This is a genomic window from Burkholderia plantarii, from assembly GCF_001411805.1.
In the GTDB taxonomy this organism is placed as follows: Bacteria; Pseudomonadota; Gammaproteobacteria; order Burkholderiales; family Burkholderiaceae; genus Burkholderia; species Burkholderia plantarii.
This window is the reverse complement of the sequence record NZ_CP007213.1, coordinates 2283484-2305473: the sequence shown is the minus strand read 5'-3', so window position 1 is coordinate 2305473 and position 21990 is coordinate 2283484. Positions and strand designations below refer to the sequence as shown.

General features: G+C 70.5%; 21 protein-coding genes. 14 read left to right on the top strand and 7 right to left on the bottom strand.

Annotated features, from left to right (window positions below; all coding sequences use genetic code 11):
* The first annotated feature begins 126 nt into the window (after positions 1 to 126).
* Positions 127 to 1062 (top strand): phosphatase PAP2 family protein, encoded by a 936-nt coding sequence (locus bpln_RS26735; RefSeq protein ID WP_082465449.1) that lies wholly within the window; start codon positions 127 to 129, stop codon positions 1060 to 1062.
* On the opposite strand, the gene bpln_RS26730 is transcribed toward bpln_RS26735, so the two are convergent.
* Positions 1043 to 1462, bottom strand: coding sequence for a GNAT family N-acetyltransferase (locus bpln_RS26730; protein WP_042628178.1), 420 nt, complete (start codon positions 1460 to 1462; stop codon positions 1043 to 1045). The genes bpln_RS26735 and bpln_RS26730 overlap by 20 nt on opposite strands.
* A gap of 248 nt (positions 1463 to 1710) precedes the next feature.
* On the opposite strand from bpln_RS26730, the gene bpln_RS26725 reads away from it, so the two are divergent.
* From bpln_RS26725 to folE, 7 genes are all read left to right on the top strand, one after another.
* Positions 1711 to 2187 (top strand): MarR family winged helix-turn-helix transcriptional regulator, encoded by a 477-nt coding sequence (locus tag bpln_RS26725; protein ID WP_055140509.1) that lies wholly within the window; start codon positions 1711 to 1713, stop codon positions 2185 to 2187.
* Positions 2188 to 2587: 400 nt separating this feature from the next.
* Entirely contained in the window at positions 2588 to 2989 is a 402-nt protein-coding gene (locus tag bpln_RS26720) for a hypothetical protein (RefSeq protein ID WP_055140508.1), read from the top strand.
* A gap of 29 nt (positions 2990 to 3018) precedes the next feature.
* Positions 3019 to 3597, top strand: a complete 579-nt coding sequence (locus bpln_RS26715) for a lipocalin family protein (protein WP_055141235.1) — start codon at positions 3019 to 3021, stop codon at positions 3595 to 3597.
* Between the two features lie 338 nt (positions 3598 to 3935).
* On the top strand, positions 3936 to 5150 hold the full coding sequence (locus tag bpln_RS26710; protein WP_055140507.1) for an SAM-dependent methyltransferase: 1215 nt from the start codon (positions 3936 to 3938) through the stop codon (positions 5148 to 5150).
* A 1-nt stretch (position 5151) separates the two neighbouring features.
* Positions 5152 to 5679 carry a chalcone isomerase family protein gene (locus bpln_RS26705; RefSeq protein WP_055140506.1) on the top strand — a complete coding sequence of 176 codons (528 nt, stop codon included), beginning with the start codon at positions 5152 to 5154 and terminating at the stop codon, positions 5677 to 5679.
* Between the two features lies 1 nt (position 5680).
* On the top strand, positions 5681 to 6247 hold the full coding sequence (locus bpln_RS26700; RefSeq protein ID WP_042629483.1) for a DUF2878 domain-containing protein: 567 nt from the start codon (positions 5681 to 5683) through the stop codon (positions 6245 to 6247).
* 410 nt (positions 6248 to 6657) lie between these two features.
* Complete coding sequence (gene folE / locus bpln_RS26695; protein WP_042628172.1) at positions 6658 to 7392, top strand: GTP cyclohydrolase I; 735 nt, start codon at positions 6658 to 6660, stop codon at positions 7390 to 7392.
* A 353-nt stretch (positions 7393 to 7745) separates the two neighbouring features.
* Here folE and bpln_RS26690 read toward each other — a convergent pair whose 3' ends face one another.
* Complete coding sequence (locus bpln_RS26690; RefSeq protein WP_055140505.1) at positions 7746 to 9275, bottom strand: cryptochrome/photolyase family protein; 1530 nt, start codon at positions 9273 to 9275, stop codon at positions 7746 to 7748.
* Positions 9276 to 9485: 210 nt separating this feature from the next.
* Between bpln_RS26690 and bpln_RS26685 the strand changes: the two genes are divergently transcribed.
* Positions 9486 to 10454: a MerR family transcriptional regulator gene (locus tag bpln_RS26685; protein ID WP_055140504.1), complete on the top strand. Its 969-nt coding sequence runs from the start codon at positions 9486 to 9488 to the stop codon at positions 10452 to 10454.
* A 79-nt stretch (positions 10455 to 10533) separates the two neighbouring features.
* On the opposite strand, the gene bpln_RS26680 is transcribed toward bpln_RS26685, so the two are convergent.
* A complete protein-coding gene (locus bpln_RS26680; protein ID WP_055140503.1) occupies positions 10534 to 11487 on the bottom strand; it encodes an alpha/beta hydrolase in 954 nt (317 codons plus the stop codon).
* A 472-nt stretch (positions 11488 to 11959) separates the two neighbouring features.
* Here bpln_RS26680 and bpln_RS26675 point away from each other — a divergent pair, with 472 nt between their 5' ends.
* Positions 11960 to 13402, top strand: a complete 1443-nt coding sequence (locus bpln_RS26675) for an HD domain-containing phosphohydrolase (protein ID WP_055140502.1) — start codon at positions 11960 to 11962, stop codon at positions 13400 to 13402.
* 238 nt (positions 13403 to 13640) lie between these two features.
* Here bpln_RS26675 and mctP read toward each other — a convergent pair whose 3' ends face one another.
* Entirely contained in the window at positions 13641 to 15134 is a 1494-nt protein-coding gene (gene mctP / locus bpln_RS26670; protein WP_042628167.1) for a monocarboxylate uptake permease MctP, read from the bottom strand.
* The gene (locus bpln_RS26665) at positions 15131 to 15343 is read right to left on the bottom strand and encodes a DUF3311 domain-containing protein (RefSeq protein WP_042628166.1); all 213 of its coding nucleotides are present in this window, start codon (positions 15341 to 15343) and stop codon (positions 15131 to 15133) included. Before bpln_RS26665 ends, mctP begins: the two co-directional genes overlap by 4 nt.
* A gap of 425 nt (positions 15344 to 15768) precedes the next feature.
* On the opposite strand from bpln_RS26665, the gene bpln_RS26660 reads away from it, so the two are divergent.
* The 3 genes from bpln_RS26660 (at position 15769) to bpln_RS26650 (ending at position 17915) form a co-directional block, all read left to right on the top strand.
* Complete coding sequence (locus tag bpln_RS26660; protein WP_042628165.1) at positions 15769 to 16803, top strand: alpha/beta fold hydrolase; 1035 nt, start codon at positions 15769 to 15771, stop codon at positions 16801 to 16803.
* Positions 16804 to 16889: 86 nt separating this feature from the next.
* Entirely contained in the window at positions 16890 to 17444 is a 555-nt protein-coding gene (locus bpln_RS26655; protein ID WP_141755067.1) for a cytochrome P460 family protein, read from the top strand.
* Positions 17445 to 17681: 237 nt separating this feature from the next.
* Positions 17682 to 17915: a hypothetical protein gene (locus bpln_RS26650; RefSeq protein WP_042629481.1), complete on the top strand. Its 234-nt coding sequence runs from the start codon at positions 17682 to 17684 to the stop codon at positions 17913 to 17915.
* Positions 17916 to 18061: 146 nt separating this feature from the next.
* Here the strand turns inward: bpln_RS26650 and bpln_RS26645 are convergent, their stop codons facing one another.
* Entirely contained in the window at positions 18062 to 19909 is a 1848-nt protein-coding gene (locus bpln_RS26645) for an alkaline phosphatase D family protein (RefSeq protein ID WP_055140501.1), read from the bottom strand.
* A 136-nt stretch (positions 19910 to 20045) separates the two neighbouring features.
* The gene (locus bpln_RS26640) at positions 20046 to 20969 is read right to left on the bottom strand and encodes a LysR family transcriptional regulator (RefSeq protein WP_055140500.1); all 924 of its coding nucleotides are present in this window, start codon (positions 20967 to 20969) and stop codon (positions 20046 to 20048) included.
* Positions 20970 to 21056: 87 nt separating this feature from the next.
* Here bpln_RS26640 and bpln_RS26635 point away from each other — a divergent pair, with 87 nt between their 5' ends.
* Complete coding sequence (locus bpln_RS26635) at positions 21057 to 21938, top strand: alpha/beta fold hydrolase (protein ID WP_055140499.1); 882 nt, start codon at positions 21057 to 21059, stop codon at positions 21936 to 21938.
* Positions 21939 to 21990: the final 52 nt, after the last annotated feature.

Genomic DNA, 21990 nt, shown 5'->3' with positions numbered 1-21990 from the left:
CGTCACGAGGCGCCGGCGGCGCCCGCCGCGGGCGGCCCGGCATGGCTGCGCGGCCGTTGCCGGGCCGCCGGAAGGCCGCCGCTTGCTGCTAGACTCGGCGGACGCAACCAGGAGATCGGGAGCACGATGAGACTTCGGCCGGTGGGGACCTTCGCGGGCGTCTGGGGCGTGACGCTGGTGGCGATCGGATTCGATTTTCGCTGGGCGCGGGCGCGCGGCTTCTCGATCCTGCACGGCTGGCCGGTTTCGCTCTGGAAGATCGTGACGGTCTCGCTGGCCTGCTGCCTCGTGCTGCTCGCGCTGTCCCGCATCGCCCGCTATGCGCGCGTCGCCGACCGGCTGCGCTGCGCCGAGCTGGCCGCGGCGGTGTTCTGCCTGCTCACCATCGTGGTCTGGGCGCAGACCGTGTCGATCGCCGAATACATCGGCATCGGGCTCGGCCTGCCGTCGAACGCGGCCCTGCTGGTGCGGCTCGACCACGCGCTCGGCTTCGACTGGCCGCATGCGTACCGCTGGGTCGGCGCGCATCCGCGGCTGCAGACGGTGCTGCGCTGGGCCTACTTCAGCGCCTATTTCCAGTTGCTGGCGATTCCGTTCGTGCTGGCCGTCGCGCGTCGCGTCGAGGCGATCGCCGAGTTCCTGGTGGTGCTGGTCGCCGCGTCGATCCTGCTGATGCTGATCTCGATCCCGTTCCCGGCCGAGAGCGCGTTCCTCTACTACGGCGTGACCGATCCCGGCACCTCGTCCACCGTGAGCCATTACGAGCCGCTGCGGCTCGGCGTGCTGCGGGCCGTCGATCCGTTCGCCGTGCAGGGGCTCGTCTCGATGCCGTCGTTCCACACCATGCTGGCGATGTTCTTCGCCTGGGCGGTGCGCCGGGTGCGCGGGGTGTTCCCGTTCGCGCTGGCGCTGAACGCGCTGATGATCATGGCGACGCTGACCGTGGGCGGCCACTATCTGGTGGACCTGCTCGCCGGGCTGGCCTGCGGCGCGGCGGTGATCGCCGGCGTGAGCGGGCTGCGGCGGCCCGCGCCGCGGCGGGTCACAGGGTCTTTTTCATGAACAGGCGCGCGAAGCCGGGCGGGTAGTCGGGCAACTCGGCGAAGCCGCTGTAGCCGAGCCGCTCGTAGAACGGCCGCGCCTGGAACTCGAAGGTGTCGAGCCACGCGGCATGGCAGCCGCGCGCAAGCGCCTCCTGCTCGGCCAGTTGCATCAGGCGCGTGCCCACCCCCATGCCGCGCGCGGCTTCCGGCACCACCAGCAGTTGCGTGAACAACCAGCCGTAGCCGGTCGCGCCCCACAGGCCGCCAACCACGTCCCCGGCAGCGTCGCGCAGCATCACGACGAGCGGCCGGTTTCCGCTCGGGCCGGCGCGGCTGTCGTTGTAAGCGACGAGCGGCGCGGCGATCTGCTTGCGGATGCGCTCGTCGGCGGTATCGGTCAGCGTGAAGGTATAGGTCATCGGAAGCACGGCGCGAACGGACGAAGGAGGGCGCGGTCGCGCCAGCCTGCCGCCGTCCGGTGCCGACAGGCCAACCGTCATCTATAACCAATCATGGCGCCGCCGGCAATGACGACGATGGCCGCGCCGGCAACACCCCCGCCGCGACCGCGCTTTCCCGTCGCTCCCGATCTGCTCGCGGGGCGAGCCTATCGGGTCCGATATATGATGCGCGGATCGCAACCTTCCGCGCATCGACAGGGACGCATATGAACCGCAAGGACAAGGCTGCCCAGGCCGGCCCGGCCACCCCGAGGCTCGGCGATTTCCTCTGCTTCGCCGTCTATTCGGCGAATCTCGCGTTCGGCAAGGCTTACAAGCCGCTGCTCGACGAACTGGGCCTGACCTATACGCAGTACATCACGCTGGTGGCGGTGTCGGAGGAACAGGCGCCCACCGTCGGCCGTCTTGGCGAGAAGCTGTTCCTCGAATCGAACACGCTCACGCCGATCCTGAAGAAGCTCGAGGCGCTCGGCTATCTGCAGCGGCAGCGCGCCGCCCACGACGAGCGCCAGGTGTTGATCACCTTGACGAAGAAGGGCTGGCGGCTGCGCGAGGAACTCGCGCAGGTGAACCCCGTCGAGGCCTGCGGCCTGACGCCGGACCAGTTCGAGCAGACCCGGCAGGCGGTGGTCGCGCTGCGCGACAACCTGGTCCGGTCGGTGCGCGCGGGCGGCCGGGAATGACGGGAACCGGCATCGGCGGGCTCGCCCGCTACCGGCGGTTTCGGTAAGGGCCCCGGCGGCGCGCGCCATGGGTCGGCGTGGGTTGAAGTGGCAGCCGTGAATAAAAATCGTTCGATCAGGGCGAATGTCAACGGCGAGGCCGGCACGCCTGGCGTGACCCGTTTCACGTGTCAGGTGTTCCGGGCCGGTGCGGGCGCGTAAGCGCGGTCCCCCTCGAGGCTCGGGGTCGATCCGGGCCGCGTGCATGGCGTGCCGCATGCCGGCATCGCCGTCGAGCGCGGCAGGCGGGCGCCGCCGCCGGCCGGCGCCGCGCCTCGCCCGCGTGGCGCGCCGGCGCCCGCCGTGCATCCGCCGGACTTCGGGCTCCGTATATGGTCGTCATCGCCTTCGCGGAGCTCATATGGCTGTGATCGAAATCGTCCCGCTCGCTTTCATCGATCGGGCAGTGCCGTTCACGGCGGCATGGCCGGACCGGCCGCCCGCCCGCCAGGACGGGACGATTGCCTCCGTCCGGACGGCCAGGCCCGGCGTCGTGTTCGTGGCGATCGCCTTGTCCGGCGCCGCCGCCGGGCGGGACCGCGAAACCGCGCTGCCCTGCGCTGGCCGCCGACGCACGCGGCCCGACCGGCGTCTCCGGCTTGGCGATCGCGCCCGCGGCGCCGACGCCCGCACCCGCCTGCCGCGCGGGCTTCCGCGTTGTCTGGGCCAGGCCGGGCCGCCCGGCCATTCACGCGAGCCCCATGGGGGCGCTGCCCATTACCCGTTCAAGAAGCACGCCACCCACATGCGAGGTTCGCCGTGAAACGCTTTTTGCCGCGCAGCATCGTCGCCATGCTGGTGATCGGTGTCGGCCTCGCCGTCACGGCGGGCTGTTCGAACGATCCGCCGAACCCGAACCCGCGTGCGGCGGTGCCGCTGTCGACCGTGCCTGTCGATCTGCCGCGCTACATGGGCCGCTGGTACGTGATCGCCCATATCCCGTACTTCGCGGAACGCGGCTTCGTCGGCAGCCGCGCGCAGTGGACGCTGCGTGCGGACGGTCGCATCGACGACGTGTTCACGGGACGAAAAGGCGGCTTCGACCAGCCTGAAACACGCCATCAATTTCTCGACACCGTGAAGCCGGGCAGCGATGGCGGCGTCTGGCGGGTGCGGCTGTTCTGGCCCATCTACGTCTGGCAACTGACGCTCTATGTCGATCCGGATTATCGATACACGATCCTCGGCTATCCCGGCAAGCAGCTCGGCTGGATCTTCTCGCGCGAGCCGACCATGGACGACGCCACCTATCGGTCACTGCTGGCCAGACTGGACACGATGGGCTATGACACGTCCCGCTTCAGGCGCGTGCCGCAAACCCCGGGCCAGATCGGCCAGCCGGGCTTCGCATCGCCGGGCGATCACGATTAGGCGCGCCGGATGCACCCAAACCGGTGTTCGGCCCGTATGGCTCGATCGCGCGGTCTCGTTCCTGCGTGCGCCAGGCGGGGCTTCCTGCCGATGACGCCGGAATCCGATGTCGTGCGGTCCGGCCAGCGGCTCACCGGCGCCGGGCCGGCGAGGCCGGCACCGGCGCCCGTCCCGGTTGCCATCGGCGCGGCGGGTCACGCGCGCGTCGACGCCGTGATGCGCGCGGGCCACGCGCCGCCGCCGCGTGGTCTGCCGCCCGCGGTCGCGCGCTGCGCGCCTCCATGGGGCGAGGCCGTTCCGGCGTGCCTGCACGCGGTGTCCAAAAACGAGAACCGACCATGACGCTGCATCTGTTCTTCTCCGCATCGCAACCGTCCGTCCCCCTCGCGGCCCGGCTGTTCATGGCGCTACTGCGGCGAATCCGGGACGGCCACCTCACGTTGCTCACGCCCGACGGCGCGCGGTACGTGTTCGGCGATCCGCACCGCCTGCCGGCCGCGACGCTGCGGATTCACGACTGGCGCGCCTGCCGCCGCATCCTGCGGGCCGGAGACATCGGCTTTGCCGAGGCATATCGGGCCTGCTGGGTCGACACGCCCGATCCGGTCGCGCTGCTGAGCCTCGCGATCCTGAACGAGCGGGCGGTGTCGCGGCCCGTCACGGGCGGCCGCCTCTCACGCTGGTGGTACAGGCTGCGCCACCTGCTGCGCAAGAATACGCGTGCCGGCAGCCGGCGCAACGTTCATGCGCATTACGACCTCGGCAACCCTTTCTACGGGCTGTGGCTGGACGAAACCTGGACGTATTCCGCGGCTTGCTTCGACGGCGACGTCCATCGTTCGCTCGCCGCCGCGCAGGCCGCGAAGTATCAACGCATCGTCGACACGCTGGGCCTGCGCTCCGGCATGCGCGTGCTCGAAATCGGCTGCGGCTGGGGCGGCTTCGCCGAGCACGCGGCGCGCCTGGGGATCCACGTGCATGCGCTGACGATCTCGCATGCGCAGCACGCGTGGGCGGTCGAGCGGATCGAGCGGCTGGGGCTGGCGGATCGGGCGAGGATCGAATTGCGCGACTACCGCGACGTGGACGGCCACTATGATGCGGTCGTGTCGATCGAAATGTTCGAGGCCGTCGGCGAGGCGTTCTGGCCGACCTATTTCGAGGTCGTCAGGCAGCGCCTGAAGGCGGGCGCGCGGGCACTGATCCAGACCATCACCATTCTCGACTCGCAATTCGAGGCCTATCAGGCCTCGAGCGACTTCATTCGCGAATTCATCTTCCCGGGCGGCATGTTGCCGAGTCCCGCCCGCTTCGTGGGCACGGCGCGCCGCGCGGGCCTGGCCGCCGAGCCGGTATTCGCGTTCGGGCTCGACTACGCGCGCACGCTGAACGCGTGGCGCGCGGCCTTCGAGGCGAAACTCGACGCGGTGCGCGCGCAAGGATTCGACGAGACGTTCGTGCGCACCTGGCGGTTCTATCTGGCGTACTGCGAGGCGGGCTTCGCGCAGCGTCGCACGGACGTGATGCACTTCGTGCTTTCGAAGGGAGGCTGACATGGTGCTACGGATCGCGCTGCTGGTGGGGGCGCTGCTGGCTGCCTCCCCGCCCTCGGGAGCGGCGAACTGCGTCGACGAGGTTCCTTCGGCCCGGCTGATCGGCGCCGGCCAGTTTTGCATCATCGGCATCTGCCTTTACGACGCCCAGCTGTGGGCGGCGCTGCCGCCCGCCGCGGCCGACACGCCGTTCGCGCTCTCGCTCAAATACCGCCACGACGTGAAGGGCGCGCGGCTCGTCTCGACGGGGATGGACGAAATCGACCGGCTGGCGCCCGGCCCGCTGCCCGAGGCGACCCGTGCCGCATGGCGCGCGGACATGGCGCGCGCCTTCACCGACGTGTCGCGCGGCGACGTGCTGTGCGGCGTCTATCTGCCCGGAAGGGGGGCGCGTTTCTACACGAACGGGCAACTGACGGCCGACGTGGCCGATCCGCAGTTCGCTCGCGCGTTCTTCGGCATCTGGCTCGATCCGCGCACGCGGGCGGCTTCGCTGCGCCGCCAACTGCTCGGCGACGATGCACGCTGACGTGCCCGCCGAATCGCGCGCGAAGCAGGCGGACGCGACCGGCACGGGCGCCGAGACGGCGGTGTACGCGGTGCTGTCGCAAGCCGGCTGGCTGGCCTGCGTCGTCAGCGCCGCGCGGGGATGCGGATGGCTCGGGATGCTGTGCGCGATGCTGCTCGCCGGTGCTCATCTGCTGCGCGCTCGCGCGCCCGCGCGCGAGGCCGCCTTGATCGCGGTGGTGTCGGCGCTGGGCTGGATCTGGGAAGCCGTGCCCATGGCGCTGGGCAGCCTGCGATATCCGAACGGGATCCTGCTGAGCGGTACCGCGCCGTACTGGATGGCGGGCCTGTGGATGTTGTTCGCCGCCCAGCTGAACATGCTGTTTCGCTGGCTGCGCGGCCGCTGGCTGACGGCGGCCCTGGTCGGCGCCGCCGCCGGTCCGCTGTCGTTCCGGGCCGGCGCGGCGCTCGGCGCCGTGCAGTTCGGCGGCCCGGCGGCCTGGCTCGTGCTCGGATGCGGTTGGGCGGTGCTGCTGCCCCTGGCGGTCTGGCTGGGCGCCCGCCTGGACGGCACGCGTCGCGGTGCCTGACACGGCAAGAGGTCCGCGGGCCGCACCCGCCCGCCGGCTTTCGGCCAAAATTGACTCCCAATCCCGTTTCACGCTGGACGCCGCCTGGAGGCTGGCGGCGCGGGATCGAGATGGCGCGTGGGTGGGAAATGACTGTCGGGGCGGTTGTATCAAAATAATGAAACGAAAATTTCGATTCATTATTTATGGTGAATCAAATTTATGCTTCATGCATGCGAAAATTTGAATACAATCGCGTCGAGGCAGCGACGCTGATCGGTTGACGTTCCGAACCGGGATGCAAGGATTCGCGCTGTCGACGTGCCGAGGCGCCGCCAGCCGGCGCCGCCCGTGAAGCAGGCGGACCGTGCTTCGAAAAGCGCGCGCCCGGCATATTCCGCATCGCCATCCAACCGGGGAACCGAACCGAAATGGGCAATCTGATCGATGCTCCCGAACTCACGCGGGCCGCGACGGACGAGGGCGCGCCATTGTCGAGAATCATCCGCCGCCGGCTCGAGAGCGCCGGCGCGCGCTTTCACGCGAACGACAACATCGCGGCCTACCTGCGCGACGGCGAACTGGAGACGTTGCAGGCCGAGGTCGCGCAAGGCCTGGAAAGCGTGCTGCGCTCGCTCGTGATCGACGTCGACAACGACCACAACACCCGCGAAACCGCCGCGCGCGTGGCCAGGATGTTCGTGCGCGAAGTGTTCGCGGGGCGCTACGAAGCGGCGCCGGCCGTCACCGAGTTTCCGAACGTCGAGCGTCTGGACGAACTCCTGATCGTCGGCCCGCTGCGCGTGCGCAGCGCATGCTCGCATCATTTGTGTCCGATCATGGGCCGGATATGGATCGGCGTGCTGCCCAGCGCCGCGTCCAGTTTGATCGGCCTGTCGAAGTACGGGCGCCTCGTGAACTGGGTCATGACGCGTCCGCAAATCCAGGAGGAAGCGGTCAAGCAGATCGCCGACCTGCTGGAAGCCCGCATCGCGCCCGACGGGCTCGCCGTGGTGCTCGAAGCCGAGCATTTCTGCATGCATTGGCGCGGCACGAAGGACGATCAGGCGAGGATGACCAACAGCGTCATGCGGGGGAAATTCCTGGCCGATGCATCGCTTCGCCGCGAGTTTCTCTCGCTGCTGCCGGAAAAGAGCCGGGGATGAGGCGGGCGACGGCCGTGCCGGGCCGCGCCGAACCCTCGCGGGAGCGGGGCGGTCGTCGCGAGCGCCGCGCGCCGTGCCGGCTCGCCGGACCCCCGCCTGCTTCGGCCCGGCGCCGCGTCGCTCTCGCCGGCCGCGACACCGGGGGACGCAGCAATTCGCATGGCGGCGCTCGACCGTGAGAGCGAGGCGGCGGCACGGCCGCCGCGATGACGCCGCGTCGCGACGCGCGACGCCGGATCGTCCATGAAGCGGTCCCGGCGCGGCGCGCTCGCGCGAGCACGCGACGGGCGGGGCGCCGGGAAGCCGGTCGCGCGCCGCGTCGAGCGGCACGACGCCCCCGCGCCGGCGGCGCGCTACAGCGATTCGAGTTGGCCGACCACGCGCGCGGCCTGCGCGCGCAGGGCCTGGAGCGCCTCGTCGTCGAAGCGCGCGAGCTGCCGGTACACCATCGTCAGCCGATGGTTGTGCTGCAGGGCATCTCGGTGGCGATCGAAGAAATCCCAATAGAGCGCGTTGAACGGGCAGGCGTTCGTGCCGGTCCGGGCACGATGATCGTAGGCGCAGCCGCTGCAGTAGTTGCTCATGCGGTGGAGGTACGCGGCACTCGATACATAGGGCTTGGTCGCCATCGCACCGCCGTCGGCGTACTGGCTCATGCCGAGCGTGTTCGGCATTTCGACCCACTCGAACGCGTCGATATACACGCCGAGATACCAGGCGTGGACGGCCTGCGGATCCAGCCCGGCCAGCAGCGCAAAGTTGCCGATCACCATCAACCGCTGAATATGGTGGGCGTGCGCATCGCCGAGCGATTGCTTCAACGCATGCGACATGCAGGCCATCCGGGTGTCGCCGTCCCAGAACCAGCGAGGCAGTGCGCGGCGATGGCCGAACGCGTTGCTCCGCGCATAATCCGGCATCCGCGCCCAGTAGACGCCGCGCACGAACTCGCGCCACCCCAGGATCTGCCGGATGAAGCCCTCGGCGGCGGCAAGCGGCACCGCGCCGGCACGGTAGGCCGCCTCCGCGCGCGCGACGACCTCGCGGGGATTCAGCATCTTCACGTTGAGCGCGAACGACAGCATCGAGTGGAACAGCCGCCGCGCGGACGCATGCATCGCATCCTGGAACTGCCCGAAGTGCGGCAGGGCATCGCGAATGAACGCGTCGAGGCACGCCAGCGCCTCGTCGCGATCGACCGGCCAGCGCAGATCGTCCGCCGACGGGTTGCCGAAGCTGCGCACGCCCGCCGCCACGATGCGTGCCCACAGATCGCGATGATCGTGCCGCGGGCGCCAGTCGGCGGGCTCGGGAGGCTGGCCCGACCATGCTTGGCGATTGTCGGCGTCGTAGTTCCAGCGCCCGCCTGCCGGACGCCCGTCGGCATCCAGCAGGACGCGGTGGCGCACCCGCATCGCGCGGTAGAAGCGATCCATGACCCACGAGCGGCCGGCTCCCATCGATTCGCGGACTTCGTCGCGCGTGGTGTAGAAGTGGCCGGTGTCGACGGCCGCCACGGGAATGGCCGATGCCGCCGCGTACGCGCCGAGCTGCCGATCGACACGCCACTCGTCCGGCAGCAGGTACTCGATGCGCCGCGCGCGGATCGACCCGGCGAGCATGGCGAGGTTGTCGGGAATGTCCTGGCGATTCCGGGGATCGTCGATGCCGAGATAGTCGACCCGATGGCCGGCGTCGCGCAGCCGCCCGGCGAACCGGCGCATCGCCGCGAAGATCGCCAGGATCTTTTGTGCGTGGTGAAGCGTGTAGTCGGTTTCCTGCCGCACTTCCATGAGCACGTACGACGTATCGGCCCGAATGTCGGCGAACCACGGGTGGTTGGGGTCGAGCTGGTCGCCCAGGATCAGTCGCAATGTCGTCATGCCAGTCCTCGCCTTCGCCAGGTGCCGTCGGAACGATGACAAAGCGCATTGCCTTCCGGCAGCCGGCCGTGAGCAGAGTGTAGATCGGCCCGCCAACGTGAACCATCTTTTTTCGCGGAAATCGACTCGTTGAGTCACTTTTCCGCTTCACGTTGCCGCGAGTCTGCGTAAAATTCCGTTTCAATATCGAGTGATTCCAGGAGATCCAGCATGCCCACCCGCAAGGAACGCCCCGCGCCCTACCGTTACCGCAGTGGCGAGGCGGCGCGGCTGGCGGGCATGCCGGCCGCGACGTTGAGAATCTGGGAGCGGCGCTACGGCGTGGTCGCGCCGCCGAAGACGCCATCGGGCCAGCGAATGTATTCCGACAGCGACGTGCAGCGCATTCGGCTGTTGAAGGCGCTGGTGGGCGCCGGACACACGATCGGCGCGATCGCCTCGCTCGGGCGCGAGGAACTCGAGGCCCTGTCCATGACGCAGTCGCACGGCGCGGTGCCGTCCGGCGAGGCGGTGCGGCTGGCGATAATCGGCCCGCTGGCCGTGACGGACGCCGCCGCCGGGCGCATGGGCATCGAGATCGCGGAGCGGATCGACTCGCTCGAACAGGCAAGCGAGTCGGGGGCGGCAGGCATCGATGCGCTGGTCGCCACGGTCGCGTCGCTGCATGAGGATGTGGTCGGCCGGCTGGCGAGGCTCGCGCAGGCGCGGCAGGCGCAGGCGGTGACCGTCGTGTACGGCTTTGGCACGGCCGGGGCGGTCGAACTGGCGCGGCTGTCCGGCTTCGCACTGTTCCGGTCGATCGACACTCGGGCCAACCCGCTCTCGCTCGTGTCGCAGCTGGCGCGCGCGGTCGTCGCGTCGCGCCGCGCGGGTGACGCCGACCAGGGGCTGTGGCTGCGCACGCGGCGCCGCTTCGACGAGGCGACGCTTGCCTCGCTCGGCAGCCTGTCGTCGACCGTCAAGTGCGAGTGCCCGCGCCATCTGTCGGAACTGATCCGGCAACTGAGTGCATTCGAGCAATATAGCGACGAATGCGTGTCGCGCTCGCCGGCCGATGCGCTGCTGCATCGCCATCTGGGGGATGCCGCGAATCGTGCGGCCACACTGCTCGAGACGGCGCTCGAGATGGTGCTTCGCAAGGAAGGCCTGGCGGCGCCGGGCGGCGCCTCGCCTGCTTGATCGAACGCCGGAACGACGGGCGACGCCCCCGTGCCTTGCCGGTCGGGTGCCGGGCGGCACGGCGGCGCCGCCCGTTCGACTATTGCGCCGCCGAGGCGGCCGGCGCTCCGGAACGCGTCGCGGCGGGCGGCCGCGACGGGTCACCCGGCGTGGCCGCGAGGCCGTCCACGAACGCCACCAGGTCGTCCAGCACGGGCGCGAGAGGCCGCAGCGGCGCCGCCAGCACGCCCACCAGCGTCGCGTGGCTCAGGCCCCGGTACCGCCTCACCGACACCTCGTCGCCCGCGTCGCGCAGCGCTCGCGCGAAGCGGTCGGTATTGCCGGGTTCCACTACCGTGTCCTGCTCGCCCACCGCCAGCCACATCGGCGGTTCGCCGCCTTTCACGAAGCGGATCGGCTGGCTGGCGGCACGCACGTCCTCGGGGAAGATTCGTTCCAGCGTCGCGTCGTGCAGCGGCAGGAAATCGTAGGGACCGGCCAGGCCGACCACGCCCGCGACGTCGTCGCGGCGCAGGCGTCGGGCCTCGAGATAACGGCCGTCCGTCGCGAGCAGGGTGGCGATCTGGGCGCCGGCGGAATGGCCCATCAACACCAGCCGGTTCGGGTCCGCGCCATACGCCGTGGCGTGCGCGCGCGCCCAGGCCACCGCTTGCGCCGCGTCGTCCATGAAGCCGGGGAACCGGGTTGCCGGATAGGTCCGATAATCCGGCACCACGGCAACGAATCCACGCGCCGCGAGTGCGGCACCGACGAACCGATAATCGCCGCGCTCGCCCGACTGCCAGCTGCCCCCGTAGAAAAACACGACGATCGGCCGGCCTGGCTTCGCGCCGTCGGGCGCACGGGCGGCGGCACGCGACGGCACGTAGAGGTCGAGCAGTTGCCGCTGGCCCGTCCCGTACCGGACCCCTCGGGACACCTGGAATGCCCCGTCCGGCGTGAGCGCGTTCAACAGCCACACCGGACGGCATGCGGCGAGCAGGCCGCCCGCGAGCAGTACCGAGAGCACCGCCAGCCCTACCTTCAAGTTCATGAGTCTCTCCGTTTCGACGCCGTGGGTCGTGCTTTCGTGTTCGATGCCGGACAGTTACGTTGCATGGGCGTCAACGGATGCGGCGGCGCGCGATGCGGCCGTGCCATTGCACGGCATGAACGACGGCGGGGCGGTGCCCGGCGAGATCGGCCCGGGAAAGACCGCCTCGAAACCGCCTCGACCGGCAAACATTGCCGGGTTCCCGACCGACCGGCCGGACCAGCCGGCCCGTCGCGCCGAGGTTCGTGGCGGCTCGCGCTCGCGGCGCCCGCGTGCGTGCCGCCGTCGCGCCTTGAACCTTGTCCGGGCGGCGCGCGGGGCCTGCGCTAGAATGACGCTTCATTCCGATCTCATCGAGTGAGGTCGTTCGACCCGGGAGCCGGCCCGACAGCCCGCGCGCGTCGCGGCCGGGCGCTCGGCGCCGCCGGTCCCGCCGGCCGCATCCGGTTCGCCCGATCCACCACCTTCCACGATGCCCACGAGCCAGGCACGACTCACCGACGCCATCCTCGCGCTGGCCTTTGTTGGCGATCTGAGCATGGGCCGCTCGACCGATCATTCCCGCCGCACCGCCTGTCTGGCCGGGTGGCTGGCTGCCGCGGCCGGCGCCGACGAGGCCGGCTGCGACCACGCGCGCGCGACGGCGATGCTGCGCTGGTCGGGTTGCACCGCGAACGCGGGCGGCTTCGCCGAACTGCTCGGCGACGACGTCGCGGCGCGCGAGGCGATGCTGGCGCAACGGCTGCCGCCGCTCGCGCCGCAGGCGCAGCCGCTGCTCCTGCCGCTCGCGCAGATCCACTGCGAGATTTCCGGCGACATCGCGGTCACGCTCGGCATGCCGGCCGAGGTGGTGGCGGCGCTGCGCGGGATCTTCGAGCGCTACGACGGCAACGGCGTGCCGCAGCGGCGGACCGCCGACGCGATTCCGCAGGCGGTCTACCTCGTGAATCTGGCGAGCGACCTGGAGATCCTCGCCGGCGCGCACGGCCGCGAGCCCGCGCGCGACTACCTGCGCGCGCAGGCCGGCACGAAATACCCGGCCGCGCTGGCCGAGCTGACGCTCGCGCATGCCGACGCCTGGCTCGACGCGCTCGACGAGGGCGACCCCGACACCGCGGGCTGGCATTTCGCCGGCCATCAGGCCAGGGCCCACGTCGAGCTGAGCCTGCTGGCCGACGTCACCGAACTGAAGCTGCCCTGGCTGGCCGGTTACGCGCGGCGCGTGGCGGGCCTCGCGTCGCGCGCCGGCGAGCGGCTCGGGCTCGACGCCGATACCTGCGCGCGGCTCGAGGCGGCCGCGCTGCTGCACGGCATCGGCCGCGCGGCGCTGCCGAACCGGCTGTGGGAGACGCCGGGCCGGCTGTCGAGCGACCAGTGGGAGCAGATCCGGCTGGTGCCGTACTGGACCGCGCGCGCCGCGCAGCAGATCGCCGGCCTGCGCGAGGCGGCCGAACTGGCCTCGCACGCCTACGAGCGGCTCGACGGCAGCGGCTATTTCCGCGGCCTGCCCGGCGCCGCGCTCGACCTGCCGAGGCGCGTGCTGGCCACCGCCGTCGCGTTCCAGGCGCTGCTGGAAGCGCGGCCGTGGCGGCCGGCCCACGCGCTCGACGCGGCCGCCGCGCTGCTGCACGGCGAGGCCGCCGCGGGGCGCTTCGACGCCGAGGTGGCGGCGGCCGTGGTCGCGGCGGCGGGCGGCGCGGTGCCGGCGCCGCGGCGCGGCTCGACGCTGCTCTCGCCGCGCGAGGTGGAGGTGCTGCGCCAGATCAGCGCCGGCCTCAGCAACAAGGAAGCCGCGCGCATGCTCGACCTGAGCCCGAGCACGGTGCGCACGCACGTCGAGAGCATCTTCCGCAAGCTCGAATGCTCGACGCGCGCGGCGGCCACGCTGAAGGCGCTGACCACCGGTCTGCTGTAGGCGGGAGAGGCGGCGCGGCAGGAAGGGACGCGATGCGAAGCGGCGCGAGGCCGCTCGCAAACGATGGACGAGGCCGCCGGCGAGCGCATCGCGCGGCGCCGGATGCCGCACCGTGAACGGCTTCCCGGCACCGACACGCCGGCACCGGGAAGCCGACGCACCGCGACGCCGCTGAAGGAAACCGCCGTGCCGGTCCGGCACCCGCGCGCGGCGGGGCGGACCGGCGTCGGCCCGGCCGTCAGGCCGCGGCGCGGCCCGCCTGCGAGCGGCTCGCCGGCGTCAGCGCCGAGACGATGAAGGTCGTCACGATGTTGATCACGAGCGCGATCAGGCCGATGTAGAAGGTGTACGACGCGGCGCCGAAATGCAGCGTGTACACGGGCTTGAGCCCGGTCGAGGTCGCGAGGCCGGTGCCCACCACGATGCCGATGAACCAGCCGACCAGCAGGCCCGTCGAGCTCAGGCGGCGCGTGTACATCGACAGCACCACGGCCGGCAGGATCTGCAGGATCCACACCCCGCCCAGCAGCTGCAGGTCGATCGCGTACTGCGTGGGCAGCACGACGATGAACACCAGCGCGCCGAACTTCACCACCAGCGAGACGATCTTGGCCGTCGAGGCCTCGCCCGCCGAGGACTGGTTCGGCGCCACCAGCGGACGCCACAGGTTGCGCGTGAACAGGTTCGCGGCACCGATCGACATGATGGCGGCCGGCACCAGCGCGCTGATCGCGATCGCGGCGGCGGCGAAGCCGACGAACCACGACGGGAACAGCGTGCGGAACAGCGTCGGCACCACGTCGCTCGGCGATTTCACGTGGACCCCGGCGGCGATCGCCATGTAGCCGAGCAGCGCGATCAGGCCGAGCAGCAGCGTGTAGATCGGCAGGAAGATCGCGTTCTTGCGCACCGTGTTGGCCGAGGCCGACGAGAGCACCGCCGTCATGGTGTGCGGATACATGAAGCCGGCCAGCGCCGAGCCGAGCGCCAGCGTCGCGTAGGCCGTGAACTGGGTCGGCTTGAGCAGCAGGCCGGTCGGGCCGCCCTTGGCCGTGAAGTACGTATCGGCCGCCTGGAACACGTGCGCGTAGCCGCCGAGCTTCACCGGAATCAGGCAGACCGCCGCGATCACCACGATGTAGATCATGATGTCCTTCACGAACGCGATCATCGCCGGCGCGCGCAGGCCGCTCGTATAGGTGTAGAGCGCGAGGATCAGGAACGCGATCACGAGCGGCAGCTCGCCCGTCACGCCGAGCCCCTTGATCACCACCTGCATGCCCACCAGCTGCAGCGCGATGTAGGGCATCGTCGCGACGATGCCGGTGATCGCCACCGCGGCCGGCAGCCACTTGCCGCCGAACTCGCCATGCACGTAGTCGGCCGCGGTGATGTGGCCTTTCGCGTGCGCGATCTTCCAGAGCCGCGGCATCACCAGGTACACGAACGGATAGACGATGATCGTGTAGGGCAGCGCGAAGAAACCGTAGCCGCCCACCGCGTACACCAGCGCCGGCACGGCGATCACGGTGTAGGCCGTGTAAAAGTCGCCGCCCACCAGGAACCACGAGATCACGACGCCGAACTGCCGCCCGCCGAGCCCCCACTCATTGAGCTGCGTGAGGTCGCCGCGCTTCCAGCGCGCCGCGAAGAAGCCGATCACCGTGACCAGCACGAAGAAGGCCACGAAGACGGTCAGTGCCACCGGATCGATTGCGATGGTGCCGTTCATTTCTCCCCCCGATAGACGAGATAGAGCAGCACCGAGGTGATCGGCACCCACAGCAGCTGGTACCAGTAGAACATCGGCAGGCCGCCGAAGCTCGGCTCGCCGTAGTTGTAGAACGGCAGCCAGAGCAGCGCCACGTAGGGCACCAGCAGCGCGATCCAGATCCAGAGCGGCTTCTTCTTGCGTAGTTCGTTGTCCGGGCTGTCAGACATGGGTCTCTCCTCCAGGGGTGGTTGCAAGTTCGTGTACACGTCGTTTTTGGGCCCGGCCGTGCCCGTGCGGGCGTCCCCGGGCCGAAGCGCATCGATTGTGAGGCATTCCGTCACACATTGCAGCCGTTCGACGTCGCCGTTGCGCGAGTCAAACGTCGGCGATTCGTAAGAAACGACGCTTCGTGCGCGATGCGAGAGGGCCGGGCTTCGTATCGCCATGTCGCGAAACGGCGCCGATTTGATTCGCTCTGTGTCGTGTCGGCGAGCGGACACACTGCGATACAAAGCGCGCGGCGGGCTCGGCTATAAATGCGTCCGGACGCCTGGCGCGCCGTGCGGGACACGGCGGCGGGGCGGTCGATCAAGGGGGCGCGCCGGGATCCGGCGCGGCTCGATCCGGATACGCGAAACCAGGAGAACGGACCATGTCGGACCACGTCAATCTGCGGCGCCGCCGCATTCTCGGCACCACGCTCGCGGGCTTCAGCCTCGTCGATCCGGGCTTCATCCGCCTGGCTGGCGCGCAGGAGCCCGAAGCAGCCGCGCCGCGCGCCGGAGGGGCGGCGTTCACGTCGATCCAGCAGATCGACGCCGGCGCGCTGAACGTCGGCTATGTGGACGTCGGCCCGAAGACGGCGCCCGTCGTGATGCTGCTGCACGGCTGGCCCTACGACATCCAGGCCTATGCCGAAGTCGCGCCGCGGCTCGTCGCGGCCGGCTATCGCGTGATCGTGCCGTACCTGCGCGGCTACGGCGCCACGCGCTTCCGCTCGGACGACACGCCGCGCAACGGGCAGCAGGCCGTGGTGGCCTACGACATCGTCGCGCTGATGGACGCGCTGAAGATCGACCGCGCGATCCTCGGCGGCTACGACTGGGGCGCGCGCACCGCCAACATCATCGCCGCGCTGTGGCCCGAGCGCGTGGTCGCGCTGGTGTCGGTGAGCGGCTACCTGATCGGCAGCCAGGCCGGCAACCGGCAGCCGCTGCCGCCGCAGGCCGAGTTCCAGTGGTGGTATCAGTTCTACTTCGCGACCGAGCGCGGCGCGCTCGGCTACGCGGCGAACCGCGACGCGTTCAACAAGCTGATCTGGCAGCTCGCCTCGCCGAAGTGGCGCTTCGACGACGCCACCTACGCGCGCACCGCCGCCTCGTTCGGCAATCCCGACCATGTCGCCGTGGTGATCGACAACTATCGCTGGCGGCTTGGCCTCTCGCGCGGCGAGGCGAAGTACGACGCGACCGAGCAGCGCCTCGCCGCCGCGCCGGCGATCGGCGTGCCGACCATCACGCTGGAGGGCGACGCCAATGGCGCGCCGCATCCGGAGCCGGCCGCCTACGCGAAGAAGTTCACGGGCAAGTACCGGCACCGCACGCTCGGCGGCGGGATCGGCCACAACCTGCCGCAGGAGGCGCCGGCCGCGTTCGCCGACGCGATCCTGCAGGTGGTGACGCTCTGATGCGCGGGGGGGTTGCGATGCCGATCGTTTGCCTGTTCCGTTTTTCCGCGCGCCGGCTGGCGTCGATGTCGATGCGCCGGCCTGGCATGCCGTGGCCGACGCTGGTGGCGGGGGCGGCCCGGCCGGGCCGTCGGCTCGCGGCGGGCGCATGCCTGCTGGGCGCGCTCGGCGCCGCGCCGGCGTTTGCCGGAGATGCCGCATCCGCGGCGTCCGCACCGCAGCCGGCCGCCTCGCCGATCTACGGCGTGACGATCCCGCCCGGCTATCGCAAGTGGGAGATGATCGCGCCGGCCGAGGAGCCCGCGCCGCTCGACGAATTGCGCGTCGTGCTCGGCAATCCGGTCGCGGTGGCCGCGCTCGAGAAGGCGACGCTGCCGTTCCCGGACGGCACGATCCTCGTCAAGCTCGCGTACCGGCGCCAGCCGTCCGCGGAGTCGCCCACCGCCGTGGTGGCGGGGCGCGCGACCACCGTGCAGGTGATGGTGAAGGACGCGAAGCGCTACGCCGCGACGGGAGGCTGGGGCTTCGGCCGCTTCGTGAACGGCGTGCCCGTGGACGCCGCGCAGCACGAGACCTGCTTCGCCTGCCATCAGGCGCTGGTCAGGAACCACGACTACGTGTTCACGCGCCTCGTGCCTTGAGCGAACGCGGTGCTGCTGCGCCGCCGGGTGGCCGTGGCTTTCGATTGCCTTCCGTTCAACGGGGTCGGATGTAACAGCGCTGTCGCTTCGGTAACGAACGGCATCGGCCGTGGCCGTGCGTTGCGCCTTCGCGCACAATGAGCCGGTTCGCGCCGGGCGTGCGCGTTCGCGACGGGTCGTTTTGACCGACGCGGGCAGCCGGCCCGTCGCGCCATGATCCGGACAAGGAGCTCGATGATGAAACGCCTGTTGATTGCTGTCTCGTGTGTCGGCCTGCTGGCCGCGGCCAATGTCGCGAACGCGGCCGGCTGCCTGAAGGGAGCCGCCGTGGGCGGCGTGGCGGGCCATGTGGCCGGCCATCACGCCGTGCTGGGCGCGGCGGCCGGTTGCGCGATCGGCCACCATCACGCGGCGAAGAAGGCCAAGGAAGCGCGCGCCGCGAGCGAAGCGGGCGACGCGCCGCATTCGTGATCCTCACGCGGCGCTTTCCCGGGAACGGATCGTTCCGCCTCTATCGCCGGTGGGGGTGAGCGGCAGGCACCCGAGGCGCGTCGCGTCCCGGCGCATCCGGGACCGCGGCGAGATCAGGCGAGGCGGGCGCGACGGCCCGCCGTGCTTCAGCCGGCCAGCGGCGTGACCTGGATCGTATGGGTGCCCGAGGCCACGCTCAGCTGCGTGCGCTTGAGCACCGGGTCGGCCGGCGCGCTGCCGTCGGCGTTGAGCGGCTTCACTTTGGTGTAGACCACCGAGAACGTATCGGCCGTGACGGTCGCCGACGCATAGCCCTGCGCGTCGTGATCGGCGAACGTCAGGTCGGGGTTGAACGCCTGCAGCGTGGCGTCGAAGCTTGCCCCGTTGGTGACGCCGAGCAGCGGCAGCAGCGCCTGATACGGCGTGCCCGCGGTCTGCTGCACGATGTAGCTGTAGAACGACGAGCTGCTGATGCCCGCGGTGACGAAGTCGACCAGCACCGGCGTGCCGGTGGCCGGGTCCGGCACGTCGCGCACCACGCCGGCCTGGAACGCGTGCAGGTCGCCCGTGATGGCCACCACGTTCGACACGTTGGCCTTCTTCAGGAAGCCGAGCACGTCGGCCTTGTGGGTCGGGTAGCCGTCCCACGAATCGCAGTTCATCACGTAGTTGAACGCGGCCGAACCCGGCACGCCCGGTACCGAGGTCAGGTCGATCCAGAGACGGTTCAGCATCACCTCGTTGCCCCACACCTTCCAGGTCGCCCTGGAACTGCTCATCTTCTCCTTGAACCAGAGCGTCTGCGTCGGGCCGAGGATCGACGGCGCGCGGCCGAGCGCGGCGGTGTCGAGCCCCTCGGCGGCCGTCAGCGCGTTCTGCGTCACGAAATAGCGCACGCCCACCGAGCTGGTGCTGCTCGCGTCGGGCAGGTTCAGCGCGCCGGCGGCCGGGCCGCCGATCTGCTCGCTCATCACGTGCTGGTCGCGGAACAGGCGCTCGTCGGTCATCACCAGGTCCATCAGGCTGCCGTAGCTGAAGCTGCGGAAGATGCTGATGTTGTCGTAGCCGGCATCGCCCGGGTTGAACTGCACGTCGCTCCAGTCGATCGGCATGTATTCGGCCCAGGCCTGGCTCGCGCTGCGGCGGCGCGCGGTCTGCTGCGCGTTCGCGTCGGTGTAGGTCTGGTGGTCCTGCCAGCAGTCGTCGGAGAACTCGTGGTCGTCCCAGATCGGAATCATCGCGAAGCGCTGATGCACGGCCAGCAGGCGCGGATCGGCGCGATAGGTGCGGTACAGCGTGCGGTAGTCTGCGAGGCTGCTCGCGTAGGTGCCCGCACCGCCCGGCAGCGCGCCGCCGTCGGGCAGCCTGATCTGCGTGTGGGCCGGCTCGGCCGTGCCGGTCTGGAACGCCGCGCCCACCGTCTCGTAGATGTAGTCGCCGAGATGGACCACGAAGTCGAGATCGGTCTCGGCCGCGATCAGCGTGAGCGCCTGCCAGTGGTTGACCGTCCAGTCCTGGCAGGTGAACCAGGCGAAGCGGATCTTCGCGTTGGCGGCGCCGGCCGCCGGGGCCGTCTTCGCGGTGCCGGCCACGCTGTTGTCGGCGCCGGCCACGAAGCGGTAGTAGTAGGTGGACGCCGGGTTCAGGCCGGTGACCTTCGCGCGCACCGTGTAGTCGTAGTCGGCCAGCGCCTGCAGCGGGACGCGCGCCACGATCGCGGAGAAGTCCGCCGCGCTCGACACCTGCAGCTGCACGGACACCGGCGCGCTCGCGCCCGATGCCGCGATCGCGCGGGTCCAGAACACGATGCTGTCGCCGCGCGGGTCGCCGCTCGCGACGCCCTGCGGGAACTGGAAGGTGCCGGCGCTCGGCAGCGTGCTGGCGGCGGGGGCGGGCGTCGTGCCATTGTCGTCGTCGGAGCAGGCGGCGAGCGTGCCGGTGGCGGCAGCAATCGTGAAGAACGCGGAGGAACGGAGAAAGTGGCGGCGGTCCATGTGTTGATTTCCTGTTGTCGTCTGCTCCGCGACAGTAAAGGGTCAGTTTGACGTCAGAGTGACTGTCGGCATCGCCCGGCGGCGGGGCCGCCGCCTCGACCGGGCGGGCGGCCTGGCAGGTCGGGTCGGCGGTGGGTCAGCCGCCGCGCCGGCGCTCGGCCGGCACGCCGAGCAGCTGCGGCAGCCGCGTGCCGAGGAAGTCGATGAAGGTGCGCAGCCGCGCCGACAGCTGGTTGCGTTCGAGGTAGACCGCGTAGATGTCGGCGTTCGGCAGCGTCCAGTCGGCCAGCAGCGGCACCAGCGAGCCGTCGCGCAGCCGCGCGTCCACCTCCCAGCGCGAGCGGATCGCGATGCCGTGGCCGTCGAGCGCCCACTTCAGCACGGCGGCGCCGTCGTTGCTGCTGAGCGGCCCGCGCACCTTGACGGTCTCCTCCTGGCTGCCGCGCGTGAAATGCCAGCTGCCGTAGGCCGAATCGTTCTCGCGCAGGATCAGGCAGGCGTGCTGGGCAAGCTCGCGCGGCGTGCGCGGCGTGCCGTGCCGCGCGAGATAGGCGGGCGCCGCGCACACCACGCGGCGGTTGCGCACGATGCGCCGCGCGTTGATGCGCGCCTCGGGCACGTCGCCGAACCGGATGCCGACGTCGAACGCCTGCTCCTGCAGGCTCAGCGGCCGGTCGGTCAGCTGCAGCTGGATCTCCATCGACGGATGCCGCGCGACGAACTCCGAGATCGCCGCGGCCACCCAGGTGCGGCCGAAGCCGAACGAGGCGTTCACGCGCAGCAGCCCGGCCGGCTCGGCGCGGCTGCGGCTCACCCGCTGTTCCAGCTCGGCCAGCTCCGAGAGGATCCGCGAGCCGTTGTTGAGGTACAGCTCGCCCTCGGTCGTCACGCTGATCTGCCGCGTGGTGCGGTTCAGCAGCCGCACGCCGAGCCGCTGCTCGATCTGCTTGAGCCGCTTGCTGACCGACGGCGGCGTCACGCCCAGTTCGCGCGCGGCCGCCGTGAGGCTGCCCTGGCGCACCACCAGCTCGAACAGCGCGAGATCGGAGATCGCGTCCATTGTTTCTCTCAAGTTAATACCGGTTTGCTTTCGCCGATACCATGGCGTTCAAGGCAGCAATTAGACTACAAAAAACACGGAGGAAACATGTTCGACGACTTCGCCCCGGTCAGCGTGGAGACCGACGACGGCATCACGATCCGCGCGCTGCGCGGCGGCCGCGGGCCGGCTTTGCTGCTGCTGCACGGCCATCCTCAGACGCGCGCGATCTGGCATCGGGTGGCGCCCGTGCTGGCGCGCGAGTTCACGGTGGTGGCCGCCGACCTGCGCGGCTACGGCGACAGCGACAAGCCCGCCGGCCTGCCCGATCACGCGAACTACGCGAAGCGCAGGATGGCGCGGGACCAGGTCGAGCTGATGCGCGCGCTCGGCCTCGCGCGCTTCGACGTGCTGGCGCACGATCGCGGCGCGCGCGTGGCGGTGCGCATGGCGCTCGACCATCCGGACGCGGTGCGCCGGCTCGTCACGCTCGACATCGCGCCGACGCTGGCGATGTACGAGCAGACCTCGTTCGCGTTCGCGCGCGCCTACTGGCACTGGTTCTTCCTGGTGCGCCCGGCGCCGTTCCCCGAGACGCTGATCGCGGCCGACCCCGACCTCTACCTGAAGCAGACGATCGGCGCGCGCAGCGCCGGCCTCGAGCCGTTCACGCCCGAGGCCTACGCCGAATACCTGCGCTGCCTGTCGGACCCGGCCACCGCGCACGGCATCTGCGAGGACTATCGCGCCTCGATCACGATCGACCTCGACCACGATCGCGCCGATCTCGCGGCCGGCGCGCGCATCGCCTGCCCGATGCTGGCGCTGTGGGGCGGCGACGGCGTGATCGGCCAGTGCTTCGACCCGCTCGCCGAATGGCGCCGCTGGGCCGGCACCGTGACGGGCCACGCGCTGCCGTGCGGCCACTACATCCCCGAGGAGGCGCCCGAGGCGCTGCTCGACGCCGCGCTGCCGTTCCTGCGCGGCTGAACCCGGCGCGGCGGCGGCCGCGCCACCTTTTCCCAATCACACGACAACGAGG